The following is a 13,611-nucleotide window of genomic DNA, read 5'->3' as shown; positions in this document are numbered from 1 at the left end:
ACACCAACGTCGTGCGCGCGCTCCGTGGAGCCGTGCTGCTAGGAGGATCTGCCTGTGGACGTCCCCGTCTGGGTCTGGGTGGTCACCGTCGGTGCCATCATCGCCATGCTCGCCGTGGACTACATCGGGCACGTGCGCCACGCGCACGAGCCGACGCTGCGCGAGTCCGCGCGGTGGTCCATCGCCTACGTCGCCGTCGCGGTGGCCTTCGGGTTCGTCGTGTGGCTGGTCTGGGGCGGCCAGTACGGCGGGGAGTACTTCGCCGGCTACATCACCGAGAAGAGCCTGTCGGTCGACAACCTCTTCGTCTTCGTCCTCATCATGGCCGCGTTCCGCGTGCCGCGGCAGTACCAGCAGAAGGTGCTGCTCATCGGCATCACGATCGCGCTGGTGCTCCGCACGATCTTCATCCTCATCGGCGCCGCGCTGGTCGAGAACGTCAGCTGGATCTTCTACATCTTCGGCGCGTTCCTCATCTACACCGCCTGGACGCAGATCCGCTCCGGCTCCGGCCACGAGGACGAGTACCACGAGCCCGGCGCGCTGCGCGCGATGCGCAAGGTGCTCCCGACGACGGACGACTTCGTCGAGGACCGCCTGAGCACGAAGGTCGACGGCAAGCGCCTCTTCACGCCGATGCTGCTGGTCATGCTGGCGATCGGCGCGGCGGACATCATCTTCGCGGTCGACTCCATCCCCGCGATCTTCGGCCTCACGCAGGAGACGTACCTCGTCTTCACCGCGAACGCGTTCTCGCTGCTGGGCCTGCGGCAGCTGTTCTTCCTCATCGACGGCCTGCTCGACCGCCTCGTGTACCTGTCCTACGGCCTCGGGGCGATCCTCGCCTTCATCGGTGCCAAGCTCGTCATCCACGCCCTGCACACCAACGAGGTGCCGTTCATCAACGGCGGCGAGCACATCACGGTGATCCCGGAGGTCACCACGCCGGTGTCGCTGTCGGTGATCGTCGGGATCCTGGCCATCACCACCGTGCTCAGCCTGCGCAAGGACCGCAAGGACCGGGAGGCGACCGTGGCCGAGGCCGAGGGCGCCGCGGTCCGTGACGGGGTCGGCGCCGACCCGAGCGCGCACAAGGGCGAGAAGGACGACCTCGGAGCGCCCCGCCGGTGATGCACGAGCTCTCGGCGCTGTTCGAGGCCGTCACCCTGGTCGCCGTCGTGGCGATCCTCGTCACGGACCTCGTGCTCGTCCGCAGCCGGCCGCACGTGCCGTCGACGCGCGAGTGCCTCGCCTGGATCGGCGTCTACGTGGCGCTGGCCCTGGTCTTCTGCGGGGCGCTCGCCGTCGTCGGCGGCGGCGCGCCGGCGACGGAGTTCCTCGCCGGGTGGCTCACCGAGTACAGCCTGTCGCTGGACAACCTCTTCGTCTTCGTCCTCATCATGACGCGCTTCGCGGTGCCCAAGGAGCAGCAGCAGCGCGTGCTCATGGTGGGCATCATCCTGGCGCTGCTGTTCCGCGGGGTGTTCATCCTCGCGGGCGCCGCCGTGATCGAGCGCTTCACCTGGGTCTTCTACCTGTTCGGCGCGTTCCTCGTGTACACCGCCGTGCAGCTCGCGCGCGGGCACGACGAGGACGAGGAGTACCACGACAACGTGGTGGTCCGGGCGGCCGGCCGGGTGCTCCCGATGTCGCCCGCCTACGACGGTGGCAAGGTCCGCACGGTCGTGCACGGGCGGCGGGTCTTCACCCCGCTGCTCATCGTCTTCGTCGCGATCGGGACGACGGACGTGCTGTTCGCCTTCGACTCCATCCCGGCGATCTTCGGCCTGACCCAGGACCCGTTCCTGGTCTTCACCGCGAACGTGTTCGCCCTCATGGGGCTGCGGCAGCTCTACTTCCTCCTGGGCGGCCTCATCGACACCCTGAAGTACCTCCCCATCGGGCTGTCGGCCGTGCTCGCCTTCATCGGCGTGGACCTCGTGCTCGAGGCCCTGGCGACGAACTCGCTGCCGTTCATCAACGGCGGGGAGCCCGTAGGCGTGCCGACGGTGCCCATCTGGTTCTCGCTGGCCTTCATCGTGCTGGCGCTCGGCACCGCCACGGTCGCGAGCCTCGTCGCCACCCGCCGTGCCGACCGGAGGGCGGACCGGGTGGGCCCGCGGGGCTGACCGCTCCCGCGCGCCTCACCGGGGCCCGGGTCAGGCGTCGCGGCTCCACGCGCCGATGACGACGTCCCACTCCCGCACCTCGGTCGCGGCGACGAGGCCCTCGCGCGCGAACGGGTCCTCCAGGAGGAGGTTGCGGAGCGCGGCCTCGTCGTCCGAGCGGAAGACGAGCAGCGCGCCGGGCACGCCACCGACGTAGGGACCCGAGCCGAGGACGGTGCCCGCGTCGGCGAGGTCCCCGAGCCAGGCGCGGTGCTCGGCGCGGACCTCCGAGCGTCGGTCGTCACGGGCGTCGTACACGTACTGGACGGCGAAGAGTGGCATGAGCACCATCCTGCCGCCCTCGGGGTGGCCGTGCCGCACGGCGGCGGCGCCGACGTCCGCGGGCCGTGTCGGGGGGCGGTGGCAGAGTGGGCGGCATGACCACCACGTCCGAGCCGACGACCGCCGGCGCGCCCGCGCGTCCTGCACCGCGTCGCGCACCGCGCCCTGCACCGCGCCCGGCACCGCGCACCCTTCTGTCCGAGGACCTCCTCGCGCGCGTGCACGCCCGGGCGGCGGAGCACGACCGGGACGGCTCGTTCCCGCACGACGACCTGGCGGACCTCGTGGCCGCCGGCTACCTGACCGCGTTCGTGCCCGAGGACCTCGGCGGCGCGGGTCTCACCCTCGAGGAGGTCGCGCGGGAGCAGGTGCGCCTCGCGGCGGCGGCCCCGGCGACGGCCCTGGCGGTCAACATGCACCTCGTCGTGACGGGCCTCGCGGCGCACCTCGTCGCGCACGGCGACGAGTCGGTCCTGTTCGTGCTGCGCGAGGCCGCCGCGGGGGAGGTCTTCGCGTTCGCGAACTCCGAGGCGGGCAACGACCTCGTCATGTTCGGCTCCCGCACGCGCGCCGAGCGGCAGCCCGACGGCGGGTACCGCTACACGGGCACGAAGATCTTCACGACGCTGTCGCCGGTGTGGACGCGGCTGGCGACGTTCGGGCTCGACGACGCCGACCCGGACGCCCCCCGGCTGGTCCACGGCGTCGTGGCCCGCGAGGACGGCGGCACGACGTCGCGCGACGACTGGGACGCGCTCGGCATGCGCGCCACCGCGTCCGCGTCGACGGTGCTCGACGGTGCGCTCGCCCGGCCCGAGCGGGTCTACCGGTCGCTGCCCCCCGGCCCCAGCGCGGACCCGTTCGTGTTCGCGCTCTTCGCGGTCTTCGAGGTCCTGCTCGCCGCCGTCTACACGGGAATCGGCCGCCGCGCGCTCGAGCTCGGGGTGGCCGCCGCGCGCCGCCGCACCTCGCTCAAGGCCGGCGGGCGGACGTACGACCAGGACCCGGACATCCGGTGGCGGATCGCCGACGCGGCGCTCGCCCAGGACGGTGCCGAGCTGCAGCTCCTCGCCCTCGCACGCGACGTCGACGAGGACGCCGACCACGGCGCGCGCTGGTTCGCCCAGCTCGTCGGCCTCAAGGTGCGGGCGACGGAGACGGCCCGCACGGTGGTGGACGGCGCGATCAGGGTCGCGGGCGGCGGCTCGTACCGCGCCGCGGACGAGCTCGCCCGGCTGTACCGGGACGTCCTCGCCGGGATGTTCCACCCGTCGGACGACGAGTCCGCGCACGCGACCGTCGCGACCTCGCTGCTGGGGCCGCCGCGCGGCTGACGTCGGGGCGAGCCCCGGGGCGGCTCACCAGCCGCGTGCCGCCCACGCGTCGAGCGACGGGCGCTCGACTCCCAGCGTCGTGGCCGCGCCGTGCCCGGGTCGGACGGTCGTCGCGTCGTCGAACCGGTCGAAGAGCCGCGTCCGGACGTCCGCGAGCAGCGACGCGAACCGTGCCGGCTCACCGCCGGTGGCGCCGACACCGCCGGGGAAGAGCGAGTCGCCGGTGAGCAGGTGCACGCCGGCCGTGGGGGAGCCGAGCACCAGGGCGACCGACCCGGGCGTGTGGCCCCGCAGCGCGACGACCCCGGGTGCGTCCGATGCCGCACCGGCGGGCAGCGGCAGCCGGTCGCCGTGGCCCAGCCGGTGCGCGACCGCGACGCCCGTGACGTCGGCGACCGCGTCCGCGTCGTCGGCCCCGGCGGCGACCGGCGCCCCCGTGGCCGCGACGACCTCCGCCAGCGCGCCCAGGTGGTCCGGGTGCCGGTGCGTCACGACGACGAGGTCGAGCCGGCGTGCGGCGGTGCCGGCGTCCAGCAGCGCCAGGAGGGCCGGCGCGTCGTCGCCGGGGTCGACGAGCACCCGGGCGCCTGCGACGTGGGTGAGCGCGTACGCGTTCGTCGCGAGCGGCCCGACGACGGTGCTGCGCAGGGTCCACGGGCCCAGCACCTCGCCGGGCACGACGTCGGGCACGAGATCGGGCACGGGGTCGGGCACGGGGTCGGGCACGGGGTCGGGCACGAGATCGGGCACGGGGTCGCTCACCGCAGGTGCGCAGCGGCGCCGTCGGTGCCGGGGACCACCGCCGGGCCCGCCGGCGCCCCGACGTCGTCCGGGACGTGGACGCGGCCCGCCGACCGCGCGACGACGGGCAGCTCCTGCGTCCGGCCCGGGTGCCGTCCGGCGAGCGCCAGCTCGTAGCGGTGCACGGCGCGGACGAGCGCGAGGTGCGAGAGCGCCTGCGGGACGTTGCCCATCATCCGGCCCGTCACCGGGTCGTACTCCTCGGCCAGCAGGCCGACGTCGTTGGCGAGCGGGAGCAGGGCGTCGAGCACCCGTCCGGCGCCGACCGCGTCACCCGCCCGGGCCAGCGCGTCGGCCAACCAGAACGAGCAGGCGAGGAAGGCGTGCTCCTCGCCGTGCAGGCCGTCGTCGGTCCGCTCGGTGCGGTACCGCAGCAGGAGGCCGGGCGCGATCTCGAGCTCGGCGCGCACGGCCGCGACCGTGCCGAGGAGCCGGGGGTCGGACGCCGGCAGGAACCCCGTCGTGGCGATGGCCAGCAGCGCCGCGTCGGTGTGCCCGGCGCCGTAGTGCTGGACGAAGGTGCCGCGCTCCGCGTCGTACCCCTCCGCGAGGACCTGCGCGCGGACGGCGTCGCGCTCGGCCCGCCACACGTCGGCGGGACCGTCGAGCCCGTGCCGCTCCACCGCGCGGACCGCGCAGTCGAAGGCGGTCCACGCCATGACCTTCGAGTGCACGAAGTGGCGGGGCTCGCCCCGCACCTCCCAGATGCCGCGGTCGGGCTCGCGCCAGTTCCCGACGAGGTCGTCGACGAGGTGCCGCTGCAGCGACCAGGACTCGTCGGTCTCCTGCAGGCCGCCCTCGCGCGCCGCCTCCAGGGCCATCATGACCTCGCCGAGGACGTCGTGCTGGCGCTGCGCGACCGCGTCGTTGCCGACCCGCACGGGTCGGGACCCGGCGTACCCCGGCAGGTGCGCCAGCTCGCGCTCGACGAGGTCCCGCCCGCCGTCGACCCGGTACATGATCTGCAGGTCGGACGGGTCCCCGGCGACGGCGCGCAGCAGCCAGTCGCGCCAGCGCGTCGCCTCCTCGGCGTAGCCCTCCTCGAGCAGCGCCTCCAGCGTCATCGCGGCGTCGCGCAGCCAGCAGTACCGGTAGTCCCAGTTGCGCTCCCCGCCGAGGTGCTCGGGCAGGGACGTCGTGGCGGCGGCGACGATGCCACCCGTCTCGGAGTCCGTGAGCAGCCGCAGGACCAGCAGGGACCTCACGACCGCGGCCCGGTGCGCCGAGCCGGGCCGGCCCGAGGCCAGCCACTCGCGCCACGCGGCCGCGGTCTGGTCGAGCCGCTCGCGCGCCGGCAGCCGGGCGGGCACGGGCTCCCAGGAGGGGGTCCACGTGAGCGTCAGGGCGACGTGCTCACCCGCCTGGAGCCGGAACGCGTCGCGGTGCCGGTGGCCGTCGGGGGACGGCAGGCGGTCGCCGCGGAGCACGAGCGAGTCGGGCCCGGCGATCGCGCGGATGGTGTCCTCGCCGTCCTCGTCGCGCACGTGGTGGACCCAGGGACGGATGGAGCCGTACCCGAGGCGGACGACCCACTCGTGCTCCACCGCGACGCTGCCCGAGGTGCACGTGAGCACGCGGATGAGGTCCGCGCGCCCGTCGCCGAGCGGCATCGCCTCCCGCACGACCGCCGTGCCGGTCGGGGACGTGTACGTCGTCTCCAGCACGAAGGAGTCGTCCTCGTACCGCCGCTCCACGGTCGTCGCGTCGGGCACCGTGAGCAGCCACCGGCCGTGCCCGGGGGTGCCGAGCACCGCGGCGAAGCACGCCGCCGAGTCGAACCCCGGCAGGCAGAGCCAGTCCACCGACCCCCGGGAGGAGACGAGCGCCGCGGTCCGGCCGTCGCCGAGCACGGCGTAGTCCTCGATGGGCACGGGTGCGCCGGGGTCGGTCGCGGCTGGGGCTGGCGCTGGCACGCGCACAGCATGGTGCCCGGCCCGGGTAGGGGCACGCGGGCACGCCGGGTCGCCGCCCCGACCACGCGGGCGGGGCAGTGGTCGAACAGGCGTACGCCCGTGTCGGTGGGGCGACGTAGACTCGTCGGGTGAACGATCGGCTTGTCGTCAAGGGCGCCCGCGAGCACAACCTCCGCAACGTCGACCTCGACCTCCCGCGCGACGCGCTCGTCGTGTTCACGGGGCTGTCGGGCTCCGGCAAGTCGTCGATGGCCTTCGACACCATCTTCGCGGAGGGGCAGCGGCGGTACGTCGAGTCGCTGTCCGCGTACGCGCGGCAGTTCCTCGGGCAGATGGACAAGCCCGACGTCGACTTCATCGAGGGGCTCTCGCCGGCCGTCTCCATCGACCAGAAGTCCACGAACCGCAACCCGCGGTCGACGGTGGGCACCATCACCGAGGTCTACGACTACCTGCGCCTGCTCTTCGCGCGCGCAGGCACGCAGCACTGCCCCGTGTGCGGGGAGCGGGTGACGGCGCAGACGCCGCAGCAGATCGTCGACCGCCTGCTCGAGCTCCCCGAGGGCACGCGCTACCAGGTCCTGGCCCCGGTCGTCCGCGGCCGCAAGGGCGAGTACGCCGACCTCTTCCGCGAGCTGCAGGGCAAGGGCTTCTCCCGCGCGCGGGTCGACGGCGAGGTCGTCCAGCTCGCGACGCCGCCCGTGCTGGAGAAGAAGCTCAAGCACGACATCGAGGTCGTCGTCGACCGCCTCGTGGCGCGGGACGGGGTGCAGCGCCGCCTCACGGACTCCGTCGAGACGGCGCTGGGGCTGGCGGCGGGGCTGCTCGTCGTCGAGCTCGTCGACGCCGACGCGGACGACCCGGGTCGCGAGCGGCGGTTCTCCGAGCACCGCGCCTGCCCCAACGACCACGTCCTCACGCTCGACGAGATCGAGCCGCGCACGTTCTCCTTCAACGCGCCCTACGGCGCCTGCCCCGAGTGCACCGGCATCGGGTCGCGCCTCGAGGTCGACCCCGAGCTCGTCGTGCCCGACGAGGACCTGTCCCTCGGCGAGGGCGCCGTCGCGCCGTGGGCGCAGACGTCGAGCGAGTACTTCACGCGGGTGCTCACCGCGCTCGCCGACGACCTCGGCTTCTCCATGGACACGCCCTGGCGCGCGCTGCCCGAGCGGGCGCGCCAGGCCGTCCTGCGCGGGCAGAACCACGAGGTGCACGTCCGCTACAAGAACCGATGGGGCCGCGAGCGGCAGTACTCGACCGGCTTCGAGGGCGTCATCACCTTCCTCGAGCGCCGCTACGGCGAGACCGAGTCGGAGTGGAGCAAGGAGAAGTACGAGGCCTACATGCGGGAGGTGCCCTGCCCCGTCTGCAAGGGCGCCCGTCTGAAGCCCGAGGTGCTCGCCGTGCGCGTCGGCGGCCGCTCCATCGCCGACGTCTGCGGCCTGCCGATCCGGGAGGCCCGGGACTTCCTCGACACCCTCGAGCTGGGGGAGCGCGAGCGCGCGATCGCCACGCAGGTGCTCAAGGAGATCCAGGCCCGGCTCGGCTTCCTGCTCGACGTGGGGCTCGACTACCTGTCGCTCATGCGGCCGGCGGGGACCCTGTCCGGCGGCGAGGCGCAGCGCATCCGGCTGGCGACGCAGATCGGCTCGGGCCTCGTCGGGGTGCTCTACGTGCTCGACGAGCCGTCGATCGGCCTGCACCAGCGCGACAACCGGCGCCTCATCGACACGCTGACCCGGCTGCGGGACCTCGGCAACACCCTCATCGTCGTCGAGCACGACGAGGACACGATCCGCACCGCGGACTGGATCGTCGACATCGGCCCGGGCGCGGGGGAGCACGGCGGGCACGTCGTGCACTCGGGCGACCTGGCCGGGCTGCTGGCCACCCCCGAGTCGCTCACCGGCGCCTACCTGTCCGGCCGGCGGTCCATCGCGGCGCCCGCGCAGCGTCGACCCGTCGACAAGAGCCGTCAGGTCACGGTCGTCGACGCCAAGGAGCACAACCTGCGGGGCGTCACGGTCTCGTTCCCGCTCGGCGTGCTCACCGCGGTCACGGGCGTCTCCGGCTCGGGCAAGTCGACGCTGGTCAATTCCATCCTCTACACGGTCCTCGCCAACGAGCTGAACGGCGCCCGCCAGGTGCCCGGCCGGCACAAGCGCGTGACCGGCCTCGAGCACCTCGACAAGGTCGTGCACGTCGACCAGGGGCCGATCGGCCGCACCCCCCGCTCCAACCCCGCGACGTACACCGGCGTGTGGGACCACGTCCGCCGGCTCTTCGCGGAGACGCAGGAGGCCAAGGTGCGCGGCTACGGCCCGGGCCGCTTCTCCTTCAACGTCAAGGGCGGCCGCTGCGAGGCGTGCTCGGGCGACGGCACGCTGAAGATCGAGATGAACTTCCTCCCGGACGTCTACGTCCCGTGCGAGGTCTGCCACGGCGCGCGCTACAACCGCGAGACGCTCGAGGTGCACTTCAAGGGCAGGACGGTGGCGGACGTCCTCGACATGCCGATCGAGGAGGCCGCGGACTTCTTCGCCGCCGTGCCGGCGATCGCGCGGCACCTGCGCACCCTCACCGACGTCGGGCTGGGCTACGTGCGGCTGGGCCAGCCGGCGCCGACGCTGTCGGGCGGTGAGGCGCAGCGCGTCAAGCTCGCCGCGGAGCTGCAGAAGCGCTCGAACGGCCGGACGATCTACGTGCTCGACGAGCCGACGACCGGTCTGCACTTCGAGGACATCCGCAAGCTGCTGCTCGTCCTGCAGGGCCTCGTCGACAAGGGCAACACCGTCCTCGTCATCGAGCACAACCTCGACGTCATCAAGAACGCCGACTGGGTCGTCGACATGGGCCCGGAGGGCGGCAGCGGCGGCGGCCAGGTCGTCGCGCAGGGCACGCCGGAGCACGTGGCGTCCGTGCCCGCCAGCCACACGGGGGCCTTCCTCGCGGAGGTGCTGGGTCTGGGCGAGCAGCGGGCGAGCGCGTAGGGCATGGCCGACCCCGCCACCTACCGCCCGGCCCCGGGGGAGATCCCGGACCAGCCGGGGGTCTACCGCTTCCGCGACGAGCACGGCCGCGTCATCTACGTCGGCAAGGCGAAGTCGCTGCGGCAGCGCCTCAACAGCTACTTCCAGGACGTCGCGAACCTGCACCAGCGCACGCGGCAGATGGTCACGACGGCCGCGTCGGTGCAGTGGACGGTCGTGGGCACCGAGGTCGAGGCGCTCGCGCTCGAGTACTCCTGGATCAAGGAGTTCGACCCGCGCTTCAACGTCAAGTACCGCGACGACAAGTCCTACCCGTACCTGGCCGTCACGATGGCGGACGAGTACCCGCGCGTGCAGGTCATGCGGGGGGCCAAGCGGAAGGGCACCCGGTACTTCGGCCCGTACGCGCACGCGTGGGCGATCCGCGAGACGGTCGACCTGCTGCTGCGGGTGTTCCCGGTGCGCACGTGCTCGGGCGGGGTCTTCCGACGGGCGCGTCAGCAGGGCCGGCCGTGCCTGCTCGGCTACATCGACAAGTGCTCGGCGCCCTGCGTCGGGCGGGTGAGCGCCGAGGAGCACCACGCGCTCGCGCAGGACTTCTGCGACTTCATGGCCGGGGACACCGCCCGCTTCACGCGTCGGCTGACCGCGCGCATGAAGGAGGCCGCGGCCGAGATGGACTACGAGCAGGCGGCACGCCTGCGCGACGACATCGGCGCCCTGCAGCGCGCGATGGAGAAGAACGCGGTGGTGCTCGCCGACGGCACGGACGCGGACATCTTCGCGCTGGCCGGCGACGACCTCGAGGCCGCCGTCCAGGTGTTCCACGTCCGCGACGGGCGCATCCGCGGCCAGCGCGGCTGGGTCGTGGAGAAGGTCGAGGACGCCGACGACGGGGACCTCGTCGAGCGGCTCCTGCAGCAGGTCTACGGCGGCGAGACGGCGGAGGGCGGCACCGCGGGCGGCGTCCCGCGCGAGGTGCTCGTGCCCGTGCTGCCGCCGGACCTGGAGGGCGTGCAGGGCTGGCTGTCGGGGCTGCGCGGCAGCCGGGTGAGCGTGCGGGTGGCGCAGCGCGGCGACAAGCGCGAGCTCGCCGAGACCGTGCGCAAGAACGCCGAGCACGCCCTGGCGCTGCACCGCACGCGCCGCGCGGGGGACCTGACGACACGCAGCCAGGCGCTGCGGGAGATCCAGGAGGCGCTGGACCTGCCGACGGCGCCCCTGCGGATCGAGTGCTACGACGTCTCGCACAACCAGGGCACCTACCAGTCGGCATCGATGGTGGTGTTCGAGGACGGCATGGCGCGCAAGAGCGAGTACCGGCTCTTCACCGTCCGCGGCCCTGAGGGGCAGGGCGCGCGCGACGACACCGCCGCCATGCAGGAGGTCCTCACCCGGCGGTTCCGGCGCTACCTCGCCGACCGGGCGGACGCGGGCGACCCCGAGCTCGGCGGGGACGACCTCGAGGACGAGGACGGCGTGGCCCGGCCGGGGCACGCGGTCCCCACGCGCTCCGGGCCGGTCGACGAGGCGACGGGGCGGCCCGTGCGCTTCGCCTACCCGCCGAACCTCGTCGTCGTGGACGGCGGCCCGCCGCAGGTCGCCGCCGCCGCGGCGGCGCTCGCCGAGCTGGGCATCGACGACGTCGCCATCTGCGGGCTGGCCAAGCGGCTCGAGGAGGTGTGGGTGCCGGGCGACGACTACCCCGTGATCCTGCAGCGCTCGTCGGAGGGCCTGTACCTGCTGCAGCGCCTGCGCGACGAGGCGCACCGCTTCGCCATCACCGCCCACCGGAAGCGGCGCAGCAAGGGCATGACCGCGTCGGTGCTCGACGACGTGCCGGGCCTCGGCCCGGCGCGCCAGGCGGCGCTGCTGCGGCACTTCGGCTCGGTGAAGCGCCTGCGGGCGGCTTCCGCCGAGGAGATCGCCACCGTGCCGGGCATGGGGGAGCGGACGGCCGCCGCGGTCGTCGCCGCCCTGCACCCGACCGAGCAGCCGGCGGAGCAGCAGACCGGGCAGCAGACCGGGCAGCCGATTGGGCACCCGACCGGGCACCCGACCGCGCGGCCGGCCGGGCAGCCGGCGGCGCACCCGCGCACGGACGACGCGGTGCAGGAACCGGCTGGCATGCTGGGCGCATGACCAGCGGACCTGCAGGGACGTCCGGGCGGGAACCCTCGCCGCTGACCGTGCCGGGGGGCATCCCGGCGATCGACGCGGCGGCCGAGGCGCCGCAGCCGGCCGAGCCCCACGTCCTCATCATCACGGGCATGTCGGGGGCGGGCCGATCGCGGGCGGCGGCCGTCGTGGAGGACCTCGACTGGTACGTCGTGGACAACCTGCCGGCGTCGATGCTCACGCACCTCGTCGGCATGCTGACGGCGGGCTCCGCCGGGGCGGGGGCCCAGCGCCTGGCGGCCGTGGTCGACGTCCGGGGGCGCGGGTTCTTCGCGGACCTGGCCCAGGTCCTCGACCAGCTGCGCCACCAGGGCGTCGCCTACCGCGTGCTGTTCCTCGACGCCTCCGACGAGGTGCTCGTGCGCCGCTTCGAGCAGGTGCGCCGCCCGCACCCGCTGCAGGGCTCGGGCCGGATCCTCGACGGCATCGCCGCGGAGCGGGTCATGCTCGCCGACGTGCGGGAGCGCGCCGACACCCTCATCGACACGTCCGAGCTCAACGTGCACGACCTCGCGCGGGCCGTGCGTGCGGCGGTGGCCGGCCCGTCGGAGGACGCGCTGCGCGTCTCGGTGCTGTCGTTCGGGTTCAAGTACGGCCTGCCGCTCGACGCCGACCACGTGGCGGACGTGCGGTTCCTGTCGAACCCCTACTGGGTGACCGAGCTGCGGCACCTCACGGGCCGGGACGCGCCGGTGCGGGACTACGTGCTCGGCCTGCCCGGCGCGCGCACGTTCGTCGAGCGGTACGTGGACGCGCTGGAGCCGGTCCTCGCGGGGTACCTGCACGAGGAGAAGCGGTACGTCACGGTCGCCGTGGGGTGCACCGGCGGCAAGCACCGCTCCGTCGCGATGAGCGAGGCGATCGCGCACCGGCTGCGCGAGCGCGGTCACGCCGTCCAGGTCGCGGCGCGCGACCTGGGCAAGGAGTGAGCGGCGGGGTGAGCGGCGGGGTGAGCGGCCGGCGCGAGCCGGGCGGCGCGCGCCCGCCGCACCGGCTCGGCCCCGCGGTCGTGGCGCTCGGGGGCGGGCACGGGCTGTCCGCCTCGCTCACCGCGCTGCGGCACGTGACCGAGCGCATCACGGCCGTCGTCACGGTCGCCGACGACGGCGGGTCCTCGGGCCGGCTGCGCGCCGAGCTCGGGGTGCTGCCGCCGGGGGACCTGCGCATGGCGCTGGCGGCCCTCTGCGACGACTCCGAGTGGGGCCGCACCTGGCGCGACGTCCTGCAGCACCGGTTCACCTCGGCCGGGGACCTCGACCGCCACGCCGTCGGCAACCTCCTCATCGTCGCGCTGTGGGAGCTGCTGGGCGACACCGTCGAGGGGCTGGACTGGGTCGGGCGGCTGCTCGGCGCGCGCGGCAGGGTGCTGCCCATGGCGGCCGTGCCGCTCCAGATCGAGGCCGACGTCACGGACGCGGACGGCACCCGCGTGGTGCGCGGGCAGAGCAGCGTGGCCACGGCCCCCGGGGTCATCGGGCAGGTGCGGCTGGAGCCGGCCGACCCGCCGGCCAGCCCGGAGGCGGTAGCGGCGGTCGAGAGCGCGGACTGGGTCGTCCTCGGCCCCGGCTCCTGGTACACCTCGGTGATCCCGCACCTGCTGGTCCCGGGGCTGCGCGACGCCCTCGAGCGGACCACGGCACGGCTGGTCCTCGTGCTCAACCTCTCGCCGGAGGGGGAGACGGCCGGCATGGACGCGGCCGCGCACCTCGACGTGCTGCGCGACCACTGCCCGGGCCTGCGGCTGCACGCCGTCATCGGCGACGCCGCGGGTGTCGAGGACCTCGACGCCGTGCGGGCGCGCGCGGAGGCGATGGGTGCCCGGCTCGTGATCCGGCCGGTGGGTCGGGGTGACGGGACCCCCCGGCACGACGCCCTGCGGCTGGCCGCGGCGTTCCACGACGTCGTCGACGGGTTCGTCGCCGGGCCCTGACCGACATCCGGCACG

At 74.2% G+C, this 13,611-nt stretch carries 10 protein-coding genes; 7 read left to right on the top strand and 3 right to left on the bottom strand.

Annotated elements, in window-relative coordinates:
• Nucleotides 1-54: 54 nt before the first annotated feature.
• Both BM048_RS13920 and BM048_RS13915 read left to right on the top strand, forming a co-directional pair.
• Nucleotides 55-1,131, top strand: a complete 1,077-nt coding sequence (locus BM048_RS13920) for a TerC family protein (RefSeq protein ID WP_090033951.1) — start codon at nt 55-57, stop codon at nt 1,129-1,131.
• Complete coding sequence (locus BM048_RS13915; RefSeq protein WP_090034004.1) at nt 1,131-2,129, top strand: TerC family protein; 999 nt, start codon at nt 1,131-1,133, stop codon at nt 2,127-2,129. The genes BM048_RS13920 and BM048_RS13915 overlap by 1 nt, the downstream gene beginning before the upstream one ends.
• Before the next feature lie 30 nt (nt 2,130-2,159).
• Here BM048_RS13915 and BM048_RS13910 read toward each other — a convergent pair whose 3' ends face one another.
• Nucleotides 2,160-2,450, bottom strand: a complete 291-nt coding sequence (locus BM048_RS13910; protein WP_090034002.1) for a YciI family protein — start codon at nt 2,448-2,450, stop codon at nt 2,160-2,162.
• 95 nt (nt 2,451-2,545) lie between these two features.
• On the opposite strand from BM048_RS13910, the gene BM048_RS13905 reads away from it, so the two are divergent.
• A complete protein-coding gene (locus BM048_RS13905) occupies nt 2,546-3,784 on the top strand; it encodes an acyl-CoA dehydrogenase family protein (RefSeq protein ID WP_090033949.1) in 1,239 nt (412 codons plus the stop codon).
• Nucleotides 3,785-3,808: 24 nt separating this feature from the next.
• On the opposite strand, the gene BM048_RS13900 is transcribed toward BM048_RS13905, so the two are convergent.
• Nucleotides 3,809-4,546 carry an MBL fold metallo-hydrolase gene (locus BM048_RS13900; protein ID WP_239078868.1) on the bottom strand — a complete coding sequence of 246 codons (738 nt, stop codon included), beginning with the start codon at nt 4,544-4,546 and terminating at the stop codon, nt 3,809-3,811.
• Nucleotides 4,543-6,504: a glycoside hydrolase family 15 protein gene (locus BM048_RS13895; protein WP_090033948.1), complete on the bottom strand. Its 1,962-nt coding sequence runs from the start codon at nt 6,502-6,504 to the stop codon at nt 4,543-4,545. Before BM048_RS13895 ends, BM048_RS13900 begins: the two co-directional genes overlap by 4 nt.
• 122 nt (nt 6,505-6,626) lie before the next feature.
• Here BM048_RS13895 and uvrA point away from each other — a divergent pair, with 122 nt between their 5' ends.
• The 4 genes from uvrA to BM048_RS13875 are packed head-to-tail and all read left to right on the top strand — an operon-like array spanning nt 6,627 to nt 13,596.
• Nucleotides 6,627-9,488, top strand: coding sequence for an excinuclease ABC subunit UvrA (gene uvrA, locus BM048_RS13890; RefSeq protein ID WP_090033946.1), 2,862 nt, complete (start codon nt 6,627-6,629; stop codon nt 9,486-9,488).
• Between the two features lie 3 nt (nt 9,489-9,491).
• On the top strand, nt 9,492-11,630 hold the full coding sequence (uvrC, locus tag BM048_RS13885; protein WP_090033944.1) for an excinuclease ABC subunit UvrC: 2,139 nt from the start codon (nt 9,492-9,494) through the stop codon (nt 11,628-11,630).
• The gene (rapZ, locus tag BM048_RS13880) at nt 11,627-12,595 is read left to right on the top strand and encodes an RNase adapter RapZ (protein ID WP_090033943.1); all 969 of its coding nucleotides are present in this window, start codon (nt 11,627-11,629) and stop codon (nt 12,593-12,595) included. The genes uvrC and rapZ overlap by 4 nt, the downstream gene beginning before the upstream one ends.
• Nucleotides 12,596-12,603: 8 nt before the next feature.
• Nucleotides 12,604-13,596, top strand: coding sequence for a gluconeogenesis factor YvcK family protein (locus BM048_RS13875; protein ID WP_373308432.1), 993 nt, complete (start codon nt 12,604-12,606; stop codon nt 13,594-13,596).
• The last annotated feature ends 15 nt before the right edge of the window (nt 13,597-13,611 follow it).

Source organism: Cellulomonas marina (assembly GCF_900111925.1).
Taxonomy (GTDB): domain Bacteria; phylum Actinomycetota; class Actinomycetes; order Actinomycetales; family Cellulomonadaceae; genus Cellulomonas; species Cellulomonas marina.
The sequence above is the reverse complement of the archived record's forward strand: the minus strand, read 5'-3'. Positions and strand labels throughout refer to the sequence as shown.

What these genes read in the sequence shown, in the direction of transcription:
- BM048_RS13915 (WP_090034004.1), top strand. Translation starts at nt 1,131, where the DNA reads ATGCACGAGCTCTCGGCGCTGTTCGAGGCCGTCACCCTGGTCGCCGTC.
- BM048_RS13910 (WP_090034002.1), bottom strand. Translation starts at nt 2,450, where the DNA reads ATGCCACTCTTCGCCGTCCAGTACGTGTACGACGCCCGTGACGACCGA.
- BM048_RS13905 (WP_090033949.1), top strand. Translation starts at nt 2,546, where the DNA reads ATGACCACCACGTCCGAGCCGACGACCGCCGGCGCGCCCGCGCGTCCT.
- uvrC (WP_090033944.1), top strand. Translation starts at nt 9,492, where the DNA reads ATGGCCGACCCCGCCACCTACCGCCCGGCCCCGGGGGAGATCCCGGAC.
- rapZ (WP_090033943.1), top strand. Translation starts at nt 11,627, where the DNA reads ATGACCAGCGGACCTGCAGGGACGTCCGGGCGGGAACCCTCGCCGCTG.